The sequence below is a fragment of the Flavobacterium sp. GCM10023249 genome, assembly GCF_042653365.1.
GTDB lineage: Bacteria > Bacteroidota > Bacteroidia > Flavobacteriales > Flavobacteriaceae > Flavobacterium.
Genome location: NZ_JBHSHZ010000012.1, coordinates 313,588 through 334,945, shown reverse-complemented (window position 1 = coordinate 334,945; position 21,358 = coordinate 313,588). Strand labels below are relative to the sequence as shown.

Genomic DNA, 21,358 nt, shown 5'->3' with positions numbered 1-21,358 from the left:
GTCGCCTGTATTTTTAAATTATAATATTTTGTCAGCAAAAGAAAAAGCCCCGAAAGAGACGCCGTTAATGAAACAATATAATGAGATAAAAGCAAAGTATCCGGATGCTTGTTTATTGTTTCGTGTTGGGGATTTTTACGAAACCTTTGGAGATGATGCTATCCGAGCTTCTAAAATTTTAGGTATCACTTTGACAAAACGCGGAGCCGGAAGCGATTCTGAAACGGCTTTGGCTGGATTTCCACATCATTCATTAAATACGTATTTGCCGAAATTAGTGAAGGCAGGTTTACGAGTAGCGATTTGTGATCAATTGGAAGATCCTAAAATGACGAAAACCATTGTAAAAAGAGGTGTAACGGAGTTGGTTACTCCTGGAGTTTCTATGAACGATGAGGTTTTAGTGTCTAAATCCAATAATTTCCTGGCTTCGGTTTATTTTGGAAAAAAACAGCTGGGTGTCGCTTTTTTGGATGTTTCAACAGGTGAATTCCTAACTTCGGAAGGAAATGAAGAATATGTAGATAAGTTGCTACAAAACTTCGGGCCAAGTGAGATTTTGGTTCCTAAACAAAATAAAAACGATTTCAAAACAGCGTTTGGAGAGAATTTTCATGCTTTTTACTTAGAAGATTGGGTGTACAAAGAAGATTATGCTGTTGAAACACTAACCAATCATTTTCAAACGAATTCATTGAAAGGTTTTGGAATTGAGGAATTGGCTCACGGAATCATAGCGTCGGGTGCAATTTTATATTATTTGTCGGAAACACAACATAAAAAAATACAACATATTACCTCAATCCACCGCATTGCGGAAGATGCTTATGTGTGGATGGATCGTTTTACTATTCGTAATTTGGAATTGTACCATAGTTATAATCCAAATGCAGTAACGCTTTTGGATGTAATTGATAAAACGTTGTCGCCAATGGGCGGAAGGTTGTTGAAGCGTTGGTTGGCACTTCCTTTAAAGGATAGTAATAAAATTAAAGGCCGTCACGAAGTGGTTGGTTATTTGAAAGAGCATCAGGATATTTTACAGCAAATACAATATCAGATTAAACAAATTTCCGATTTAGAACGACTTATTTCTAAAGTGGCTGCCGGAAGAATTTCACCTCGTGAAGTGATTTACCTGAAAGAATCTCTGGATGCAATTATTCCAGTGAAAGAATTGGCGTTGAAAAGTCCACAAGAAGCGGTTAAAGTTATTGGTGACAGTTTACATTCTTGTGATTTGTTGCGCGAAAAAATCCAAAACACCTTGAATCAGGAAGCGCCTGTGGCTATTAATAAAGGAAATGCCATAGCTTTTGGTGTGAATGCTGAATTAGACGAGTTGCGCAATATTTCCAATACGGGTAAAGGATTTTTGGACGCTATTGAAAAAAGAGAATCGGAAGCGACTGGAATACCTTCGCTGAAAATTTCGTTCAATAATGTATTCGGCTATTATATTGAAGTTCGTAACACGCACAAAGACAAAGTACCGTCAGAATGGATCCGTAAACAAACTTTAGTTAATGCTGAACGTTATATCACTGAAGAATTAAAGGAATACGAAACCAAGATTTTAGGTGCCGAAGAAAAAATACAGCAATTGGAAAACCAGCTGTTCGAACAATTGGTGAGTTGGATTGCGACTTACATAAAGCCCGTACAGCTGAATGCGAATTTGATTGCACAATTGGATTGTTTGGCGTCGTTTGCACAGCAAGCAATCGATAATAATTATGTGCGACCTGAGATTAACGAATCTTTTGAGCTGGATATTAAAAACGGTCGTCATCCTGTAATCGAAAAGCAACTGCCAATTGGTGTTCCTTATATTGCCAATGATGTGTATTTGGATAGAGATTCACAACAAATCATTATGATTACCGGACCGAATATGTCGGGTAAATCGGCTATTTTACGTCAAACGGCTTTGATTGTGTTGTTGGCTCAGATGGGAAGTTTTGTGCCTGCCGAATCGGTTACTATGGGTATGGTGGATAAAATATTTACCAGAGTAGGAGCCAGTGATAATATTTCAATGGGTGAATCTACCTTTATGGTGGAAATGAATGAAACGGCTTCAATTTTGAATAATATTTCGGATAGAAGCTTGGTGTTGTTGGATGAAATCGGACGAGGAACTAGTACGTATGATGGAGTGTCAATTGCTTGGTCTATTGCTGAGTTTTTACATGAAAATCCGGCTCAACCGAAAACATTATTTGCAACGCATTACCATGAGCTGAACGAAATGACTGAAAGTTTGCCTCGAATTCAGAATTATAACGTATCTGTTAAAGAATTGAAGGATACCGTTCTTTTTATTCGTAAATTGGAAAAAGGAGGAAGTGCGCACAGTTTTGGTATTCACGTGGCTAAAATGGCTGGAATGCCACAAATTGTAATTCAAAAGGCAGGAAAGATTTTAAAGAAACTGGAAAAGAACCATTCTGCGGAAGCATTGAGTGGAATTCAATCGGATAAAGACGAAATGCAGTTGAGTATTTTTAATTTAGACGATCCGCTTTTGGAGGAAATCAAAGAGGAAATCTTAAATTTAGACATCAATACCCTGACTCCTGTTGAAGCTTTGATGAAATTGAATGAAATTAAGCGAATGATTTCAAAAAAATAATTTTTGTAAAATATTACTATTCAATAGCTTAAAAAATTGATGTAATTTTTTTTCAAAAAGTTCTTGCAGAAGTAAATTCTTGTTGTATATTTGCACTCGCAATACGGAACAAGTGTGGCGAAGTTCTTAAAAAGACGCAATGCGAAAATAGCTCAGCTGGTAGAGCGCAACCTTGCCAAGGTTGAGGTCGCGGGTTCGAACCCCGTTTTTCGCTCTACTACCTAGAAAATATATTTGCTCGAGTGGTGGAATTGGTAGACACGCTGGACTTAAAATCCAGTGAACATTTCGTTCGTGCGGGTTCAAGTCCCGCCTTGAGTACAAAAGCTCCTTACATTAAGTTTGGAGCTTTTTTGTTTTTATACTCTTCCATAAATTATAAACAGTTTGGGTTTTCATTTTGTGAAAACATTCTTTTAGAAATTAAAAAAGACTTGAGGAATATGCTTAAATTGCCTCGCTTGTAAAATGATAGGGAAGTGGTTTTATCTGATTCATTTTCAATTATACTTATTAATCTACGCAAACTAAAAAAGTAAAATGGGGGTTTTTGTTATTACTAAACGAAGTAATAACGATTACAAGTTTGAATTCGTTTCTCGTAAAGGGAAGACGATTCTGACGAGTGATAGTTATGAATTGCGTTTCGAATGTGAGGAAGATGTGGAGTTGATCAAAACTTCTCTTCCTGAGGCTATTTTTATGCGATTTAAGACTTCTAGTGGAAAATTCTACTTTAGGCTAATTATCAATAAAAAAGAAATGGCTACAAGTCGTAAATATACTACGCAACTTTTGATGCAAAGAGGTATTGATGAAATTGTTCGTTCTGGATCTATGGCTGAGATGTTGGATTTTTCTACCAATGATTTTGTTTTTCCAGAAATTGAGGCTTTCGAAGAAAATGTATAAGTGGTCTATTGTTAATAGATAAAAAAAAGCTCCGCAATACGGAGCTTTTTAAAAACACTAGATTGTATCTAATTATTTTTTTACTTCTTCAGTAGCAGTAGCAGCAGCTTCAGTAGCAGCAGAATCAGCAACAACAGCAGCAGAATCAGCAACAACAGCAGCAGAATCAGCAACAACAGCCTCTTCCATTACTGGAGCTTCAGCTGGAGCTTCAGCAGCTTGATCTTTACAAGAAACGAATACAGCAGCAACGAATGCTAAGCTTAAAACAACTTTTTTCATCTTACTTAAATTATAAAAGGTTAATTATTAATTCGGGGCAAAGATATAAAATTTTTGATAGGAAAAACTTTTTTTGATTTTTTTTTTAAAAATTCCGCCCTTTACCCGTGCTGATTAATTTACAAATTGCGTGCCAAAAAATAATGCGGACTCCAAATTATGAAATCCGCATTAAAATATTGATATTGAGTTGATTATTTCTTTTTAGGAAGAATCAGTTTCATTTCTTCGACCAAATTTTTTGCGCCAGCAAATTTATCGACGATAAATAAAATATAGCGAGCATCTACCATGATGTTTCTGCAAATTTCAGGACTATAATAAATATCACTCATAGTGCCTTCCCAAACACGGTCAAAATTCAATCCGATAAGATTTCCGTTCGCATCCAAAGCAGGACTTCCGGAGTTTCCTCCTGTGGTGTGATTTGTAGCGATAAAAGCTACGGGCATTTTACCGTTTTTGTCAGCATATCTTCCGTAATCTTTTGCGTTGTATAAGTCGATTAGTTTCTTTGGAACATCAAATTCGTAATCGCCAGGGATGTATTTCTCTACAACACCATCCAAATAACTTACTGGTGTATAAGTTACCGCGTCTGCCGGCTTGTAGCCTTTTACTTTTCCATAAGTAACACGCAATGTGCTATTGGCGTCTGGGAAAATACGAGCTGATTTTGGACTCAATTCTAAAATCGCCTTCATGTAGGTACGTTGCAAAGCGATATTTTTTAAGTTCATTTCATCAAATTTTGGAGCTACATTTTTATTGTAAGCTTCTGCAATGGATTTTACTAAAGCATATCCTTTGTCTTGATTCAATTTTTCAATTACCGATTTTGCATCTCCACTCAATAAATCTTTCAATCCGTTGTAAGACGTTAATTTTGAGTTTTTGAAAATATCGGTTGCTAATTCTGATGCGTTGATGTTTTGTAAAGTTGAAGGTAAAAATTGTTTTGGTGATTTTGTAGCATAAATGTTGATCAATTGTTCGAAAACTTTTTCATCTACATTGGCATTGAAATCTTTGTATAATCCTTCGAATGCAGCTATTGCATTGTTTTTTCTGTCATTAAATGCTTGTTCTCCTTTAGCATTATATACTTGTTCTAATTGAAACAAACGTGAACCGAAAGAAAGAATCTCGGTGTTGCGTAAAACGACTTCGGTATAGTAATCTCTCGCCAAAGCATATTCTCTGATATTGGCATAATTGGTTTTGAATTCGTTCAATACATTGCCGTATTCCGATTGTTTGCCTGCTTTTTCGATTTTAGTTTGTAAGTCGGCTTCAAATTTTTGCTTCACGTTTACTACGTTGGTTTTTTTCAAACCTTTAGTTTCTCCGATCCATTTTTTCCAATAATTCGCTACTGAAGCATATTTTGAAGCATATTGAATTTTGATAGCGTTGTCTTTACGCATAAACCCGTCCTGAACTTTTAAAGCCGCATCACGAACTTCAATTTTCGCTGGATTCAATTCATTCATGATTTGTTCAACAGCGAATGAAGGTAAGTATTCCTGAGTTCTTCCAGGATACCCCATAACCATGGTGAAATCATTTTCTTGAATACCTTTTAAAGAGATAGGGAAGAAGTGTTTCGGAGTATATGGTACGTTGTCTTTCGAATATTCTGCAGGGCGATTGTTTTTGTCAGCATAAATACGGAACAATGAAAAGTCGCCAGTGTGTCTAGGCCAAACCCAGTTGTCTGTATCGGAACCGAATTTTCCAATAGAACTTGGCGGAGCACCTACTAAACGCACATCTCTAAAGGTTTCTGTAACAAATAATAGGTATTGATTACCGTCAAAAAAAGTTTTAATCATGTTGTCTTGCCATGATTCTTTTGGTAATGTTTTGTTTAATGAAGCGATGTTTTCCTGAATTTTCTTTTGCTTTTCGGCTTCTGTCGGAAGATTGCTAACGCCTTCCAATACTTTAGTAGTTACATCTTCAATGCGAACAATAAAGGTTACGAATAAATCTTTGTTGGGTAATTCTTCTTCCATTTTGTATGCCCAAAAACCGTTAGTCAAATAATCGTGTTCAACGGTTGAGTGGCTTTGGATGTTGTCGTATCCACAGTGGTGATTGGTAAGTATCAAACCTTTTGGGGAAATTACCTCGGCAGTACAGCCTCCATCAAAATGAGGAACAGCGTCTTTTAAGCTTGATTTATTTACCGAATAAATGTCTTCGGCAGTGATTTTCATTCCCAGGTTTTTCATTTCGGCTTCGTTCATTCCTTTTAATAATGAAGGAATCCACATTCCACCTTGTTGGGCAAAAACTGGCGCAACGAATAAAATAAAGAGTAGTCGTAAAAATTTCATAATGTCAATTTAATAGTGGTGCAATTTACAATTTTACAGTTGTTTGTGTTTTATTTTAAGTTTTTGTTAAGATATGGAATTCAGAATTTTATCGGTAGCTCCTTTGTTCATTTGGACAAAAGTGCTACAAATGTGTCCTTTTTCGTGACGTTCGTCAGGATTTTGTACTAATACATCCAAAGCGTAATTCATTTCTTTCTGATTGGTGATAGAAGTGCAGCCTTCTTGTTTTACCAAAGCTGTAGCCTCTGCGAAATGGCTGTAATTGGGGCCGATTACTATGGGGATGCCAAAAGTTGCCGGTTCTAGAATATTGTGTACTCCTGGATTACCGAAACCGCCTCCTACGTATGCAATGTCAGCATAACTGTAAATTTTGGTCAATAGTCCTATGGTGTCAACAATCAAAACATCGTAGTCAGAGAGTTTTTGGTCTTTCATTTCTGAAAATAGGATTGTTTTTTTGGCAATCTCCGATTTTAGATTGGCAATTTGCTCGGGTTTGATGTTGTGAGGAGCGATAATGAACTTAAGTCGGTGAGAAGTTCTATTGATATAATTGACTAATAGTTCTTCGTCTTTCGGCCAAGAGCTTCCAATAACAATGGTAGTCATTTTAAAATCATGGGATGGATTTTTGCAAAATTCTTCTACAAAATCCAATTGGTTGTTTTTGTTTAGAATTGCGGCTACACGATCAAAACGAGAATCGCCACTAATGGTTACATTGTTGAATCCGATACTTTGAAGTAGATTTTTAGAAGAATTGTTTTGTACAAAAAAATGAGTAAAGCTAAATAATGCTTTTCGGTAAAAACCACCGTACCATTTGAAAAAAGTTTGTTTTTTTCTGAAAATCCCAGAAATTAAATAGGTCGGAATTTTATCGTTTCGCAATACGTTGAGGTAATTCGGCCAATATTCGTATTTGATGAAAAATACTTTTTCAGGATGAACCAATGAAAGGAATTTTTTTGCATTGGATTGGGTGTCTAATGGTAAGTATACCGTGAGATCTGCAATCGGATTATTCTTTCGTACTTCATAGCCAGAAGGAGAAAAGAATGTGAGAATGATTTTGTGGTTGGGGTATTTTTCTTTGATGGCTTCCATTACCGGTAAACCCTGTTCGTATTCTCCTAAAGAAGCAGCGTGAAACCAAATTGTTTGGTCTTTTTTGTCGATTTTTGAGGATAATGTGGTAAAAACATTCTTTCGTCCATCAACGAATAGCTTGAGTTTTGGACTAAATTTGGCGATAATTTTCACTAAAAGTTCAGCGATGTGAACAATAAGATTGTATATAAGAAACATACTTTTATTTTTGTGAGGCTAAAATACAGTTTATAGATTTATTTTCGTTGGCAACCGCCATTAAATTGTTATTTTTGTGTTCACAATTTTGCATTATGAAAAAATTACAAATGGTTGACTTGAAAAGTCAATATGATAAAATAAAAGAAGAAGTAAATGCTTCGATTCAGGAGGTTTTAGATACGACTACTTATATTAATGGTCCATTAGTGCATCAGTTTCAGGCCGATTTAGAAAAGTATTTGGGAGTAAAACATGTTATTCCTTGTGCTAATGGTACTGATGCTTTACAAATTGCCATGATGGGATTGGATTTGAAACCAGGCGATGAGGTGATAACTGCCGATTTTACCTTTGCTGCAACGGTAGAAGTAATTGCTTTGTTGCAATTGACTCCCGTTTTAGTAGATGTGGAAATGGATTCTATGAATATTTCTGTCGAAGCGCTTAAAAAGGCAATTACACCAAAAACCAAAGCAATTGTTCCAGTTCATTTATTTGGACGTGCAGCAAATATGGATGCTATTATGGAAATTGCCCGTGAACATAATTTATATGTTATTGAAGATAATGCCCAAGCGATTGGTGCAGACTATACTTCGAAAAATGGAACTAAAGTAAAAGTGGGAGCTATCGGCCATGTAGCAGCAACTTCGTTTTTTCCTTCTAAAAATTTAGGATGCTATGGTGATGGTGGTGCTATTTTTACCAATGATGATGATCTGGCTCATAAGCTAAGAGGAATTGTTAACCACGGGATGTATGTCCGTTATCATCATGATGTGGTTGGAGTGAATTCTCGTTTGGATAGTATTCAAGCTGGGGTTTTAAAAGCGAAATTGCCTCATTTGGATGCGTATAATACAGCGCGCAGGGAAGCAGCTAATAAATACAATACAGCGCTTGCTGTAAATCCGAATATTGTAGTGCCGCAATTTGATTTGAATGGAGACGACCATGTGTTTCATCAATATGTAATTCGTGTTACGAATGGAAAAAGAGATGGTCTCTTAGCGCATTTACAAGCTAAGGGAATTCCTTGTGCAATTTATTATCCAATTCCGTTGCATAGTCAGAAAGCGTATGCCGACTCTCGTTACAATGAAGCAGATTTTCCAGTAACCAATCAATTGGTGAATGAAGTAGCAGCTTTGCCAATGCATACTGAATTAGATGACGAACAAATCAAGTTTATCACAGATTCAATTTTAGAATTTGTTTAATATACAAGAAGAGAAAAGAAAAAAGAGAACGTCCGACAGGTAATTTTTCAAAATTCTTTTCTCTTTTTCTTTTCTCTTTTCTTCAAATGAAAATATTAGTAACAGGAGGTTTAGGTTTTATTGGTTCGCATACTGTTGTTGAATTACAGCAGGAAGGTTTTGAAGTTGTGATTATTGATAATCTATCCAATTCATCGGAAGAGGTGATTGGTGGTATTGAAAAAATAACGGGAAGTAGACCATGGTTTGAAAATATAGATTTACGCGACAAAGCTTCGGTTCAGGATTTTTTTAAGAAATATTCAGATGTCGAAGGAGTAATTCATTTTGCAGCTAGTAAAGCGGTTGGTGAGAGTGTGGAGAATCCGTTATTGTATTATGAAAATAATATCAATTCATTAGTGTATTTGTTGCAGGAATTGCAGAAAAAAGAACATGCGAAATTTATTTTTAGTTCTTCTTGTACTGTATACGGACAAGCGGAAAAAATGCCAATAACTGAAGGGGCGCCTGTGCTATCAGCAATGTCGCCATATGGGAATACAAAGCAAATTGGAGAAGAAATTATTCAGGATGTTGCTAAAGTGTCTTCAATTACAGCTGTTTTATTGCGTTATTTTAATCCTATAGGTGCGCATTCTTCTTCTGAAATTGGAGAATTGCCTTTAGGTGTACCGCAGAATTTAGTGCCTTTTATCACCCAAACAGCAATAGGTTTGCGATCCAAATTGTCGGTATTTGGAGATGATTATCCAACGCCGGATGGTACAGCAATTCGTGATTATATTCATGTAGTGGATTTGGCAAAATCGCATGTTGTAGCTTTGAAGCGATTAATAGCAAAGAAAAATCTCGAAAAAGTCGAGGTTTTTAATATCGGAACAGGTAAGGGCTCTTCTGTTTTGGAAGTGATACAGACTTTTGAAGAGGTTACGAATCAAAAACTACCTTATACGATTGTTGGTCGAAGAGAAGGAGATATTGCTGAAGCTTATGCGAATACAGATAAAGCAAGAGAGGTTTTGGGTTGGAAAGCAGAACTTTCTCTGAAAGACGCCTTGGAAAGTGCTTGGAACTGGGAGCAGAAAATTAGGAAGTAAGAAAACGATATAAACTAAAAAAACCGAGCAAGCTCGGTTTTTTTATTGTAAGATCAGTTAAAATTATTTTTTAACTTCTTCTTTAACTTCTTCAGTAGCTGGAGTAGCAGCAGAATCAGCAACAACAGCAGCAGAATCAGCAACAACAGCAGCAGAATCAGCAACTACGGCAGTAGAGTCAGCAGTTTCAACAGCTGGTTCAGTTGTAGCAGCGTCATTGTTTTTGCAAGATGTCATTAAAGCAGCTACGAAAGCTAAGCTTAAAATTGTGTTTTTCATTTTCTTGTGTTTTTAGAATTAATAATATTGAATTTCGGGCGCAAAAATATGAAAATATATTTCAAAAAAAAATTTTTTGGAGCTAAAAATAAAAAAACCGGGGAATGCCAGGTTTTTCTATTGTTCGTAGTGCTTTAAACTACTTCTTAACTTCTTCTTTTGCTTCTTTTGCAACTTCTTCTACTTTACCAGCAGCAGCTTCTGTTGCACCAGCAGCTTTAGAAACTGCAGAATCTACTACTTCTCCAGCATTAGCTGCTGTAGAATCCACAGCGTCAGATACTTCTGTTGCAACTGCGTCAGCAGCTTGAGCAGCTTCTTCTTGAGTTTTTTCTTTGCAAGATGTCATTAAAGCAGCTACAAAAGCTAAGCTTAAAATTGTTTTTTTCATTTCTTTAAGATTTTAAGAATTAATAATGCGGTTATTTTATGCAAAATATAAAAAAAATAGTATTAATTCCAAAAAAATAATGAGAATTATGCAGAAATAGTTTCAATTTCTTTGTTGATCTTGTTTACTAAGCCAACCAAAACTTTTCCAGGCCCCACTTCGGTGAAGGATGTTGCGCCGTCAGCAATCATTTGTTGGACAGATTGGGTCCATTTTACAGGGGCTGTCAATTGAATGATTAAGTTTTTCTTTATTTCAGTTGCGTCGCTTACAGCACTCGCTGTTACATTTTGGTAGACCGGACAGCTTGGTGTATTAAAAGTAGTACCTTCAATTGCAGATGCCAATTCTTCTCTTGCTGGTTCCATCATTGGTGAATGGAAAGCGCCGCCTACAGGTAAAATTAATGCACGTTTTGCACCCGCTTCTTTCATTTTTTCGCAAGCTTCTTCCACGGCTTTTAATTCTCCCGAAATCACCAACTGCCCCGGGCAGTTATAATTGGCAGCAACTACAACTCCGTCTATAGAAGCACAGATATCTTCAACAATTTTATCGTCTAAATTCAAAACGGCAGCCATGGTTGAAGGTGTGATTTCACATGCTTTTTGCATAGCCAATGCACGTTGTGCAACCAATTTCAAGCCGTCTTCGAAAGATAACGTTCCATTGGCAACCAATGCGGAGAATTCTCCCAAAGAGTGACCAGCTACCATATCAGGTTTAATATCCAAGGTTTTTGCTAAAATTACCGAATGCAAAAAAACAGCCGGTTGAGTTACTTTGGTTTCTTTTAATTCTTCAGCAGTACCTTCAAACATAATGTCGGTAATACGGAAGCCTAATATTTCGTTCGCTTTTTCGAATAATTCTTTAGCAATAGCTGAATTTTCGTATAAATCTTTACCCATTCCAGTGAATTGAGCACCTTGACCAGGGAATACATATGCTTTCATTTCGAATCAATTTAGTTTAGTCCGACAAAAATACACAATTTTTACAGAATGGTTTTTCTGTTTTAATTTCCGCCGATTCGCTTTACCTGTTTTTTTGTTGCGACTTTAAAACAGGTAGTTTTACGGGCTTGCATTAAGGGGAATAGTTTGAAATTTGAGAGCAATAACAAACGAAACTATTATGCAAAAAAACGAAAACGAATTTGAAATTGTGGTAGTAGGGGGCGGCGCTATGGGGCTGGCTACCGCATATCATTTAAGTAAAAGAAAAGTGAAAACGCTGGTCTTAGAGCAGTTCACTTTTAAAAACCAATTGGGAAGTTCTGCAGGAGTATCCAGACAATTTAGAATTCCGTACCCTGAAACCTATATGGTGCAAATGGCCTTGGATTCAGAACCCTATTGGGACGAACTGCAATCGCATACTCAAAAAAAATTGAGAGATAAAGTGGGAACTTTGTGGTTTGGTGATCCAACAGTGCAATCGACCGAAGGAAACATTGCGGAAGCCGAAAAAGCGTTGCAGGAATTGGGAGTTCCTTATGAATCTCTAACAGCTACCGAAATTGAAGAGCGCTTCCATTTTAAAAATTTACCGGAAAATTATACCGGATTGTTTCAGAAAGATGGAGCGAGTATTGACTTTAAAGCAACGATTCAAACCTTGTATGATTTGTGTGTGAAAAGTGAATATGTGACGCTGGAAGAAGAAGCACCGGTAACCCATGTCGAAACGATAGGTGAGCTATTCAAAGTAACAACACCCAACGGAGTAAGTGTGGGTAAAAAAATGGTGCTTGTTCCTGGTCCCTATATGAACAGTGTAACAAATCTATTGGGTTTTGATGTGGCTGCCACTTATTGGAATATGTCTTCAGCGTATTTTAAAAAAACCGATCCGAATATTCAGTATCCCACTTGGTTTGTCTTCCAAAATGCTGACGGTCAAAACGGGAATCAGTTTTATGGTTTTCCTGAAGTCGATTGGGATCATCCGGGATTTATTCGCACGGCACCTGATTTTGTAATCAATCCTTTGGATGAACCAAACGAGAGAACACTGATCCCTAACGAACAGGAATTGGCTTATACTTCTCAATGGGTTGAAAATCATATGACCGGAATGGATCCGAAACCCTATTATACCTCAACTTGTCTTGTTGCTTTAAGTACACTTCCGAATAAAGAATTGATTATCGATTTTGCACCGGATTATGTGCCGAATCATGAAAATATCGTGATTTATGCAACGGGTTGGGCCGCTAAATTTACTCCGTATTTAGGCAAAATATTAGCAGATTTAGCTATGTACGGTACAACCGATTTCGATATTACTCCGTTCCAAATGGGACAAAATTATTTCAGCCAATTTAAATCAGAAACTAAAGTATATGAACAATAAAAACATACCATTGAACAACGGGATGGCTCCCGATTTGAAAATTGAAGTAGCTGTTATTGGGGCTGGAACATCGGGTTTGTATAGTGCTTACCGATTGACTACCGATAAAAAGTATTCCGGAAGTGAACTGCAAATTTTTGATTTGAATAAAAAAATTGCCGGTCGTTTGGAGTCGGTGATTATGCCGGGAATGAATTTTTGGGGAGAATTGGGCGGAATGCGCTACTTAACGTCTCAAGAAATTGTTACAACCTTAATTGAAGGCTATCCGTTGACTGAACCAGATTTAGATAAAAGAACAAAAGTCTTGGATTATCCAATGGATCCGATTCTGTTTCCTATGGGAAATCCTTCTGATTTGTTGGTGTATCTCAGAAAAGAAAGAACCAAACAAGATGCTTGGAATGTTGCACAAAGTAATGGTGAAAAATTCATTACTCGTTATTATTTGAACGATGACGATTTGGGCTTTAGTTCGGATCAGTTGTTTAATAAAATCATTTACGATGTATTAATGGCCGATCCTTGGTTTGTACAGAATTATGGAACAAAAGTGAAGCAAACCTCTCAATATGATTACACTTTTATGTTGACGAGCTGGGATTGGGATCAGGTGAAACCAGTGTTGCGCTATTGTTTTGAAGGTTCTCCGTATGAAGGTAGAAAAGTCAATGATATCGGTTTCTGGAATTTAATTAAAGACCGGGTATCTCAGGAAGGATATGATTTCTTAGCCAACGCAGGAGGCTATTACTCGAATACTATCAACTGGAATTCGGCGGAAGCGTTCCCGTATATGGTGGGTGATTTTTCGGCAAATCCAACTTATAAGACGATTAAGGAAGGGTACGATAGTATTGCCTATGCTCTGGCAAATCAATACTTGGCCGAAGAGGGTGCGACAATCTGGACCGAAAACAAATTATTAACTTTCAACAAAGATCATGTAAATAGTGCTACGCATAAATACGAATTGGTTTTTCTGAATCTGCCTACCAATACGCAATGGAAAGTATATGCTAATACCATTATTTTGGGTATGCCGAGACAATCTTTGGAGTTGTTGGATCAAAATAATTTCTTTTTTGATAGCAATGAAAGAACAGTGCTCAATGAAAATATTCGTTCTGTGATTAAAGAGCCGGCATTTAAAATACTGATGGGGTTTGACTATCCATGGTGGAAAGATTTGGGTATCGAATCCGGACATTCAATTACGGATTTGCCTATGCGTCAATGTTATTATTTTGGTACAGATGAGACCAATAATAACTCAATGCTACTGGGAAGTTACGGAGATATGTCGACCGAGACATTCTGGAAAGCATTATCAGATGATAAATTATTGTTTGAAGTAAAAGCAAACAAATCGGCTTCCTTATTAGAACTTCAGGAATTGAATGACGTACAGGCCACTCAGATGATGGTCAACGAACTGATGAATCAATTGCGCGAATTGCATGGCGAAACGGTAAAAATTCCAGATCCGTATGTGACTTGGTTTAAAGATTGGACCGATGCTCCTTTTGGTGCGGGTTATCATGCTTGGAAAGCTGGTTTTGAAGTGAAAGAGGTAATGCCGTATATGCGCAAACCTTTAGCTTCCGAAACGATTCACATTGTTGGAGAAGCGTATTCTGATCAACAAGGTTGGGTGGAAGGAGCTTTTTGTGTAGCCGAGAAAATGCTGCAGGAATATTTTGGATTGTCAAGGCCGTATTGGTTAGACAAGGATTATTATTTAGGATGGTAATACAAACAGAAACGGGGCGATTGCCCCGTTTTTTATAATTTGATGTTTTTGTTTCGATTGTATTACTCTCGTAAAATTTTCTCCATTTTTCTTCCTTTGGCCAATTCATCCACCAATTTGTCGAGGTAGCGGACTTTCTTTAGAATCGGGTCTTCGATTTCTTCTACACGATAGCCACAAATCACACCGGTAATTTTGGTAACATTCGGATGCATTTTGGGTGCTTGCAAGAAAAAAGTTTCAAAATCACTTTTCTGATCAATTTGCTCCTGAAGGGTTTGTGCATTGTAGCCGGTAAGCCAAAAAATTACCGTATCTACCTCTTCCTTGGTGCGTCCTTTTTTTTCTGCTTTTTGGATGTATAAAGGATACACGCTTGAAAACAACATTCGGTATACTCTGGTGTGGTCCATGTTCTGTGCTAAGTTTAATTGGAGGCAATATACGGAAGAAATCCATTATTTTAAACGTTCCAAAACTCCTTTTCTCTTGACGATGTTTTTGTAATCCCATTGGATATTTCGGCTTTTTTCCAGCCAACGTTGTATGTCTTCAGTGTTAATCTGTTCGACATCGGTATACAATATAGAGGCATCTTTAAATTTTCCTGTCCCTGGTTTTAATCGTGCTTCATCAAAACTATCACCGCTCCAAAACATCAGTCGAATACCTGCTTTAAGTTTGCTATACCCTACAACGGGATTGTCGTCTAAAAACCATACGGGATGCGCATGCCAAATTCTGTTTTCGGCCTCAGGTAGTCCTTTGTTGATTTCCTTTGCTAGTGTTTCACAAATGAATTGTTCTTCAGGATCTAGTTGGTTGTTGTAGAGTTTTGTGTCTAAATTCATGATAGTAATTTTGTAAGTATAAATTTACAAAAAACTTGTAATGTGCAATGGTTGTAGGGTTTAATTTTTTTTCAATTTGCTATTTTTTAGCAATGAGCAACTGTTCAATTCGACATGTAAAGATAAGTAGTGAATGAGTTATTTTTCAAAAAAAGTAACTCTCTTAATAGGAAAAAACTAAAAAGGTAATGTAGGCAATTCACTTTTTGGAGTAAGATTTCATTAGTTCAGGTGAAGAAAAAATCACTAAAATTGGTGATTGTACAGGAGCACTTTTTGTAATACTTTGGTCGAATCAAAAGTGATTCAAAATGATCCAGGAGAAAAAGGAACTGTTCGCCGAAATTTTATACAAAGAGATCCAAAATATGGATGCTAATGCTGTGAAATCATTTAGTATAGAATTGATGGATAAAAACCAGGAATCCGAAGACTCCATGCTGTTCAATTCGTTACAAGAAGCGATTGAAATCATCTCCGAATTTGCCGGTAAAAACAAAAAAGCAGAAATCAAAGAAGATATTCTGACGTATATCTCGCTCGAAGAGTTGGAGAAAGAACCATCGTTCCGACTTAAGATTACCGTAGGTGAAGTTGAGGTGTGATTTTATCGCAACTGGCAATTGTATTTCGTTTTTGAAAAAGCAAAAAAGTAGGCACAGATTGTTTTCATAATTTAATCTATGCCAAAGGAATGAAAGAAATCTATTGCGTCAGTAATTTGTAAAATTCGGAATTGGTTAGTATGCTAGTAGCAACCTTTTTTAAATCATCTTCTGATGAAATGAAATCAAGACTCCAAGGCTCTAATTGTATTTTTCGATTCTGGAATTTGATATAATAATTAGTGTACTCGTATTTGTCACTGATTTCTTTTTCGGTGATGATGTTTTTAAAAGCATTTTCGAATTCAATTTTCAGATCCTCTTTTCTGTGTTTTTTTAACAAGGCTTCATAAGCGGTTTTTATTAGATAGGAATTATCTGCCAAACCATTTTCAAGAATATTGGGTAATAATACATCATAAGCTTTTTCATAGTCATTCAGTGCTAGGTAACAGTTTGAATACATGGTTGCCATATAGATGGCATCAGCAGCATATTCATTGCCGCAAAAATGCCTGTATGGGTATTTATTAGTTTGGTCAAGATAGCGTAATGCTTCGCTGTAATTTTTAGTATCTATTTCAATTTTAGCGAGCACTTTACATGCTCTGTTTTTGTAATTGGCATAGGGTTCTGCCATAATGCCTGAGCCAATTCCTCCTTTTTCCTGATCATTTGCTTGACTGTTCATTATTTTTAAGTAGGTTTCTTTGGCTTTATCTGTCATGTTAGCTTGAAGTTCGGCATATCCCTTGTTGTTCAGAGCTCTAAAGATAAGTTTCGATTTAGGGAATTTTTCAATCAATTCATTATAACCAGAAATTATTTTGTGCAAAATGTCTTCTTTGATTTCTTTAGCAAATTCCTTTTTTATTTTTTCTTCTTTTGTCAAGATGGTATCATCAACATTTTGTAAATCAATCAATTCGTAATCAACTAATTCCTGAAGGGCAAGTGTTCTTTCAAAAAGAATTAAGTCTTCATTGTTTTTTGTTTTCTGGCTAAAGGCAGATAATGAAAGTAAAATGCAAAGAGTTTTTATAAGTTTTTTCATAGTAAATAGTTTTGTTGTATTTAAGGGATGCAATGGCGATACTGCCATATAGATAATGATGCTAATAATGTAACAAAGGTTGGGAGTCGTGTTGTTTCGTTTAAAGTTTAAAAAATAATTTCAAAAAAGCAGCTTTCAAATAAAGTAAGAGAATTTTAAAATCCCAAAGGATTACACTACATCTACAAACACTAAAAAAGGGGCAATACATTAAGCATTGCCCCTTTTTTATAAAAAGAATTGTATTAGAAGTTATATCTCACAGCAAAATTCCAAGTTCTTCCAAATCCGAAATAAGCATTGTTGGCTTTGGCTACACCTTTGTAACCACCAAACACTTGACCATAAGTTGAAGTTGTGTTTGGAATTTGTTGGTCATAACCAAAACTTGTGTTTGATTCCATTAAATACGTTCTGTCTAACACATTATCCATGTTGAAACAAAGATTAAGTTGGTGTCCGTTTTGTAAAGCCAAATCGTATTTTAAGAATGAGTCAACTACAAGGTAGTTAGGTAATTCAATAACCGAGTTGAAAAAGTACGTATACGTTACAGGGTCAAATTTCTCAATTGGAGCATTTGAATACAAACGATCGTTGAATCTTGCTTTTGTACCCAATTGGAATCCTTTAAATAAGAAAGTTGAGGCTCCTAAATTAATCATTGTTTGTGGCATACCTCCAATGTAATTATCTTTCACATATAAAATATCTTCTCTGTTGGAACCGTAATACGTGAATTTAGCATCGGATGTATATTTCCATTCACCATAGGATACTGCACCGAAAATACTAATGTTTTTAGTAGGCTTAACAGTGAATTCTGCTTCAACACCATAGTTCTTTTTGTTGATTCCAGTTGTTGCTCCAAAAAATCCAGAAGTATTATTAGCGTAAGGAACTGTTGAATCTTCGTGGAAAGCTAAATAACCATTTAATTTAAAGTTGATCTTAGATGTTGAAAATCCATAACCTGCTTCAGCGGATTTAAAATCTTCGTTTTTGTATGATTTATTAGGAATATCAGAGAAACTTGAGAAAATGTTCGTGTAAATTGGAGCTCTAGAAACGATACCACCATTTGCCCAAAGGTTGTGGTTTTCATTGATGTTGTAATTGATACCTAATTTCGCATTATAACCGTCAATATTAACAGATGCTGAATTATTCGTAGTATTCGTTAAAAGATTGTTCATTGTGCGGCTTAAAAACTGTCTGTTAAAACCACCTTGCGCTAAAATGTTTACTTTATTAAAGTTGGCTTCAACTTGCATATAGGCTCCCAAATAGTCAATCTTTGAAGTAAAGTCATAATTTACTTTTGATGCATTGTCCGTTTTGTTAAAGATCTTCCAGTTATTGTCTTGCGATGAAATGGTAGTGTTTACAATTTGGTTATACGCATTTATTGTAGTGGTTAGGTCATTGTAATTATTCGATACAGCATAACCATCAGCTCCAAATAAATTTTCTAAGGTTCTGTAGTTGTTATAGTCTGTTTTTCTATAGTCAAGACCTGTGTTTACTTTAAGTATTTTTCCAATTTTTTTATCTAAGTTGATAATAGCACCGTACGAATTGATTTCTTTATTGTTGGCAATTTGAGAAATACCTGTGTAAATTCGATCTTCCACAATTGAGTTTAAGTATTGTCCGTTTAATGCAGCTCTATAGATAGTAGGCGTGTTGCTGTATCTATCGTAAGGCAGTTGTCCTTGATTATAACCTGAGATATAATCAAAATCAATTTGTGCAGTATTGTTAAACTGACCAAATTCTGAAGTTAAATAGGGAGTGTCGTTGGTAAAAATGGTATTACCATTCATTCTTACATCCGATGATTTCCCTTTTGATCCATACACTTTTGCAGATAACTGATCATTTTCATTGAATTTATAATCCCACTGTAAAGTAGCAATTGGTTTGTGGCTGTTGTTGCTTTCAGCGGTATAAGGATTGTTTTGATAATATCCCCAATCTCTATTGTATTTTGTGTTAAGATTGGCGTCATTTTGATCAAAATATTGGTTCAATGCAATTGATGTATTTCTTTGGTTATGCCATTGTGGTGTTCCAAATAATTTGAATTGTAAATTGTGTTTTTGTTTTTCATAACCAAAAGCGATGAAGTAACCAGTAGCATTAAAATCGGTGTTTTTAATATAACCATCTCCAGAAATATTGGTAAGCATAAAATTAAGACCGAAGCCATTTTTTAATTTTCCTGTTCCATAAGAGGCACCAAATTTTTTGTATCCATTGTTACCTGTTGCGGTAAATAGACTTCCTCCTCTAGCGCTAAAAGCATCTTTTAGAATTAAGTTTACTGTTCCAGCAACTGAAGAGTTTACTAATTTAGAAGCTCCAAGTCCTTTTTGCAACTGAATTGAGCTAATAGCATCATTGATAGCCATAAATCCACTCCAATCTACATTTCCATTTTCTAAATCATACAATGAGATACCATCAACCATTGGAGTTAGGTTGTTTTGTTCAAAACCTCTAACACGTAATTGAGAATCACCAAATCCACCACCCATTCTAGATACAAACGCTCCAGACATATCATTGGTTACTTCGATGAAATCCTTGTTTGAGCTTTGTGTTTGAATGTCAGAGTTTAAAAGTGTAGAAGAAGCAATAGGTGATTTTCTGTTTTCAACAACATCGACAATTGACGAAGTGTTTTCAATTTGTTTTTCAATATCGCTTTCTAAAAATATAGTTTGTAAATCTAACGTGTTGTTTACTACAGAAACTTCATTGATTTTAATGTAAGTCGTTTTGTAATTTAGAAAACTGATCTTAATTCTGTTTTCAGAAATTCTAGATTTTAAAATGAAATTTCCCGTAAAATCACTGTACGTAGAGTTGATTTCATTTTCTTCCGTCATGGGTACTATAGCTATTTTAACACCATAAATGTTTTGATGGGTGTTAGCGTCTTGTATTGTGCCGGTAATTTTTATATTATTTTGAGCATTTGAGGTAAAAAAGGCGAAAAATGATAAAATTAGGCTGAAAAGAAAGAGTTTTTTCTTCATTTGTATAAAATTTAATTTTGGGGCGCAAAACTAAGGATTGTTTGATGAGAGGAAAAATTACAATTCATTTTCAAGGCGTATTCCATTTGCTTTATCGTTTTTTTTAGTGGTAATAATTTTTGATATGCTAAAAAAAGTGATTTTTTATTATCTAATCGTTGCCTTAAGTGTTAAAGATTTTTTGTGTTCTGAATTCGCGTTTGAATTTTATTATTGTAAGAATTAGATTAAAAAACAGTCCTGTTTTGTTATAAAAACAACAATTAAGCCTGATAAATGTTATTTTTTTATCTCTAAAATGGGGTTAGAAACCTAAACCATTTTGAAGACTTTTTTGAGATTTTATTGCAATTCAATAGTCAATTTAATCTCCTTTCATAAGATTGGTGAAAGTATCTCGCTAGTTGCTAAAAGTAGTGCGGTTTAGAAAACTTGTGATAAAAATTCTGTGAGAAAATATATTATCACAAAAAAAATATCACAAAGCTGTGATAAAAATTCTGTGATAAAATAAATTATCACAAAAAAATTATCGCAAAAAAAAATAACCCTGTACAACTCGTTCGTACAGGGTTACTCATGAAAAAAACAAACTAAAACTAATTATTATTATGAAAATTATTGTTTGATCAACTGCAATTCGATATCCAGTTTTACTTCTTCACCTACTAATACACCACCGGCTTCTAGTGCAGAGTTCCAGTTCAATCCCCAGTCTTTACGGTTTACTTTGCCTGAAATGTTCAAACCTGCTTTGGTATTTCCCCAAGGATCGGTCATTAATCCGCTGAATTCTGCCGGAAGCGTAACAAACTTTGTCACACCACGCATGGTCAAATCACCTGCAACTTCATACTCTCCACCGCTTACTTTAGATAGGGAAGAGGCTTTGAAGGTTAACTTCGGATGGTTTTCTGCATCGAAGAAATCGGCGCTTTTTAAATGATTGTCACGATCGGCGTTGCGTGTGTCAATAGAGTTGATATCGGCAGAGAATTCAATAGAAGCTGATGTGAAATCATCACCATCGGTTACGATGCTGGCATCATAGTTTTCGAATTTTCCGGATACGTTGGTAAACATCATGTGTTTTACTTTAAATCCTATTGCTGAATGTGTTGGGTCTATTGCCCATTTTGTTGTTGTTGACATATTTTTATTTTTAAATTTTTTATTCTAATTTGATAAGACAAAGTTAAGTTGGTGTTGGCTGTC

The 21,358-nt window shown here is 35.6% G+C and carries 18 protein-coding genes and 2 tRNA genes; 9 read left to right on the top strand and 11 right to left on the bottom strand.

Annotated elements, in window-relative coordinates:
* Positions 1–28: 28 nt before the first annotated feature.
* The 4 genes from mutS to ACFO7M_RS12265 all read left to right on the top strand — a co-directional run bounded on the left by mutS (position 29) and on the right by ACFO7M_RS12265 (position 3,547).
* The gene (gene mutS, locus ACFO7M_RS12280; RefSeq protein WP_379716633.1) at positions 29–2,635 is read left to right on the top strand and encodes a DNA mismatch repair protein MutS; all 2,607 of its coding nucleotides are present in this window, start codon (positions 29–31) and stop codon (positions 2,633–2,635) included.
* A 141-nt stretch (positions 2,636–2,776) separates the two neighbouring features.
* Positions 2,777–2,849, top strand: a tRNA-Gly gene (locus tag ACFO7M_RS12275).
* A 22-nt stretch (positions 2,850–2,871) separates the two neighbouring features.
* Positions 2,872–2,956 (top strand) — tRNA-Leu (locus tag ACFO7M_RS12270).
* A gap of 219 nt (positions 2,957–3,175) precedes the next feature.
* Positions 3,176–3,547 (top strand): DUF1508 domain-containing protein, encoded by a 372-nt coding sequence (locus tag ACFO7M_RS12265; protein WP_379716630.1) that lies wholly within the window; start codon positions 3,176–3,178, stop codon positions 3,545–3,547.
* A 72-nt stretch (positions 3,548–3,619) separates the two neighbouring features.
* Here the strand turns inward: ACFO7M_RS12265 and ACFO7M_RS12260 are convergent, their stop codons facing one another.
* The 3 genes from ACFO7M_RS12260 to ACFO7M_RS12250 all read right to left on the bottom strand — a co-directional run bounded on the left by ACFO7M_RS12260 (position 3,620) and on the right by ACFO7M_RS12250 (position 7,485).
* Positions 3,620–3,829 carry a hypothetical protein gene (locus ACFO7M_RS12260; protein WP_379716627.1) on the bottom strand — a complete coding sequence of 70 codons (210 nt, stop codon included), beginning with the start codon at positions 3,827–3,829 and terminating at the stop codon, positions 3,620–3,622.
* Between the two features lie 194 nt (positions 3,830–4,023).
* Positions 4,024–6,171 carry a S46 family peptidase gene (locus ACFO7M_RS12255; protein ID WP_379735916.1) on the bottom strand — a complete coding sequence of 716 codons (2,148 nt, stop codon included), beginning with the start codon at positions 6,169–6,171 and terminating at the stop codon, positions 4,024–4,026.
* 66 nt (positions 6,172–6,237) lie between these two features.
* Entirely contained in the window at positions 6,238–7,485 is a 1,248-nt protein-coding gene (locus tag ACFO7M_RS12250; protein WP_379716622.1) for a 3-deoxy-D-manno-octulosonic acid transferase, read from the bottom strand.
* 95 nt (positions 7,486–7,580) lie between these two features.
* Between ACFO7M_RS12250 and ACFO7M_RS12245 the strand changes: the two genes are divergently transcribed.
* Together ACFO7M_RS12245 and galE are read left to right on the top strand one after the other, a co-directional pair.
* A complete protein-coding gene (locus tag ACFO7M_RS12245; protein WP_379716619.1) occupies positions 7,581–8,708 on the top strand; it encodes a DegT/DnrJ/EryC1/StrS family aminotransferase in 1,128 nt (375 codons plus the stop codon).
* Between the two features lie 86 nt (positions 8,709–8,794).
* Positions 8,795–9,808, top strand: a complete 1,014-nt coding sequence (galE, locus tag ACFO7M_RS12240; RefSeq protein WP_379735914.1) for a UDP-glucose 4-epimerase GalE — start codon at positions 8,795–8,797, stop codon at positions 9,806–9,808.
* Positions 9,809–9,871: 63 nt separating this feature from the next.
* On the opposite strand, the gene ACFO7M_RS12235 is transcribed toward galE, so the two are convergent.
* The 3 genes from ACFO7M_RS12235 to fabD form a co-directional block, all read right to left on the bottom strand.
* Positions 9,872–10,087: a hypothetical protein gene (locus ACFO7M_RS12235; RefSeq protein WP_379716613.1), complete on the bottom strand. Its 216-nt coding sequence runs from the start codon at positions 10,085–10,087 to the stop codon at positions 9,872–9,874.
* Between the two features lie 139 nt (positions 10,088–10,226).
* Positions 10,227–10,478: a hypothetical protein gene (locus ACFO7M_RS12230; RefSeq protein WP_379716610.1), complete on the bottom strand. Its 252-nt coding sequence runs from the start codon at positions 10,476–10,478 to the stop codon at positions 10,227–10,229.
* Between the two features lie 86 nt (positions 10,479–10,564).
* Positions 10,565–11,434, bottom strand: coding sequence for an ACP S-malonyltransferase (gene fabD / locus ACFO7M_RS12225; RefSeq protein ID WP_379716607.1), 870 nt, complete (start codon positions 11,432–11,434; stop codon positions 10,565–10,567).
* A 181-nt stretch (positions 11,435–11,615) separates the two neighbouring features.
* On the opposite strand from fabD, the gene ACFO7M_RS12220 reads away from it, so the two are divergent.
* Positions 11,616–12,836 carry an FAD-dependent oxidoreductase gene (locus ACFO7M_RS12220; RefSeq protein WP_379735912.1) on the top strand — a complete coding sequence of 407 codons (1,221 nt, stop codon included), beginning with the start codon at positions 11,616–11,618 and terminating at the stop codon, positions 12,834–12,836.
* Positions 12,826–14,589 carry a flavin monoamine oxidase family protein gene (locus tag ACFO7M_RS12215; protein WP_379735911.1) on the top strand — a complete coding sequence of 588 codons (1,764 nt, stop codon included), beginning with the start codon at positions 12,826–12,828 and terminating at the stop codon, positions 14,587–14,589. The genes ACFO7M_RS12220 and ACFO7M_RS12215 overlap by 11 nt, the downstream gene beginning before the upstream one ends.
* Positions 14,590–14,651: 62 nt before the next feature.
* On the opposite strand, the gene ACFO7M_RS12210 is transcribed toward ACFO7M_RS12215, so the two are convergent.
* Together ACFO7M_RS12210 and ACFO7M_RS12205 are read right to left on the bottom strand one after the other, a co-directional pair.
* A complete protein-coding gene (locus tag ACFO7M_RS12210) occupies positions 14,652–15,002 on the bottom strand; it encodes a DUF2200 domain-containing protein (RefSeq protein ID WP_379735909.1) in 351 nt (116 codons plus the stop codon).
* 45 nt (positions 15,003–15,047) lie between these two features.
* A complete protein-coding gene (locus ACFO7M_RS12205) occupies positions 15,048–15,440 on the bottom strand; it encodes a DUF1801 domain-containing protein (protein ID WP_379716595.1) in 393 nt (130 codons plus the stop codon).
* 311 nt (positions 15,441–15,751) lie between these two features.
* Here ACFO7M_RS12205 and ACFO7M_RS12200 point away from each other — a divergent pair, with 311 nt between their 5' ends.
* Positions 15,752–16,045 (top strand): hypothetical protein, encoded by a 294-nt coding sequence (locus ACFO7M_RS12200; RefSeq protein WP_379716592.1) that lies wholly within the window; start codon positions 15,752–15,754, stop codon positions 16,043–16,045.
* A 100-nt stretch (positions 16,046–16,145) separates the two neighbouring features.
* Here ACFO7M_RS12200 and ACFO7M_RS12195 read toward each other — a convergent pair whose 3' ends face one another.
* The 3 genes from ACFO7M_RS12195 to ACFO7M_RS12185 form a co-directional block, all read right to left on the bottom strand.
* Positions 16,146–17,099 (bottom strand): tetratricopeptide repeat protein, encoded by a 954-nt coding sequence (locus ACFO7M_RS12195; RefSeq protein ID WP_379735908.1) that lies wholly within the window; start codon positions 17,097–17,099, stop codon positions 16,146–16,148.
* 245 nt (positions 17,100–17,344) lie between these two features.
* On the bottom strand, positions 17,345–20,143 hold the full coding sequence (locus ACFO7M_RS12190) for a TonB-dependent receptor (RefSeq protein ID WP_379735906.1): 2,799 nt from the start codon (positions 20,141–20,143) through the stop codon (positions 17,345–17,347).
* A gap of 618 nt (positions 20,144–20,761) precedes the next feature.
* On the bottom strand, positions 20,762–21,295 hold the full coding sequence (locus ACFO7M_RS12185; RefSeq protein ID WP_379735904.1) for a YceI family protein: 534 nt from the start codon (positions 21,293–21,295) through the stop codon (positions 20,762–20,764).
* Positions 21,296–21,358: the final 63 nt, after the last annotated feature.

Coding starts and splice junctions, on each gene's coding strand:
- ACFO7M_RS12235 (WP_379716613.1), bottom strand. CDS start 10,087: ATGAAAAACACAATTTTAAGCTTAGCTTTCGTAGCTGCTTTAATGACA.
- ACFO7M_RS12190 (WP_379735906.1), bottom strand. CDS start 20,143: ATGAAGAAAAAACTCTTTCTTTTCAGCCTAATTTTATCATTTTTCGCC.
- ACFO7M_RS12195 (WP_379735908.1), bottom strand. CDS start 17,099: ATGAAAAAACTTATAAAAACTCTTTGCATTTTACTTTCATTATCTGCC.
- galE (WP_379735914.1), top strand. CDS start 8,795: ATGAAAATATTAGTAACAGGAGGTTTAGGTTTTATTGGTTCGCATACT.
- ACFO7M_RS12265 (WP_379716630.1), top strand. CDS start 3,176: ATGGGGGTTTTTGTTATTACTAAACGAAGTAATAACGATTACAAGTTT.
- ACFO7M_RS12245 (WP_379716619.1), top strand. CDS start 7,581: ATGAAAAAATTACAAATGGTTGACTTGAAAAGTCAATATGATAAAATA.
- ACFO7M_RS12220 (WP_379735912.1), top strand. CDS start 11,616: ATGCAAAAAAACGAAAACGAATTTGAAATTGTGGTAGTAGGGGGCGGC.
- ACFO7M_RS12255 (WP_379735916.1), bottom strand. CDS start 6,171: ATGAAATTTTTACGACTACTCTTTATTTTATTCGTTGCGCCAGTTTTT.
- ACFO7M_RS12210 (WP_379735909.1), bottom strand. CDS start 15,002: ATGGACCACACCAGAGTATACCGAATGTTGTTTTCAAGCGTGTATCCT.
- ACFO7M_RS12205 (WP_379716595.1), bottom strand. CDS start 15,440: ATGAATTTAGACACAAAACTCTACAACAACCAACTAGATCCTGAAGAA.
- ACFO7M_RS12185 (WP_379735904.1), bottom strand. CDS start 21,295: ATGTCAACAACAACAAAATGGGCAATAGACCCAACACATTCAGCAATA.
- ACFO7M_RS12230 (WP_379716610.1), bottom strand. CDS start 10,478: ATGAAAAAAACAATTTTAAGCTTAGCTTTTGTAGCTGCTTTAATGACA.
- ACFO7M_RS12215 (WP_379735911.1), top strand. CDS start 12,826: ATGAACAATAAAAACATACCATTGAACAACGGGATGGCTCCCGATTTG.
- ACFO7M_RS12250 (WP_379716622.1), bottom strand. CDS start 7,485: ATGTTTCTTATATACAATCTTATTGTTCACATCGCTGAACTTTTAGTG.
- ACFO7M_RS12260 (WP_379716627.1), bottom strand. CDS start 3,829: ATGAAAAAAGTTGTTTTAAGCTTAGCATTCGTTGCTGCTGTATTCGTT.
- ACFO7M_RS12200 (WP_379716592.1), top strand. CDS start 15,752: ATGATCCAGGAGAAAAAGGAACTGTTCGCCGAAATTTTATACAAAGAG.
- fabD (WP_379716607.1), bottom strand. CDS start 11,434: ATGAAAGCATATGTATTCCCTGGTCAAGGTGCTCAATTCACTGGAATG.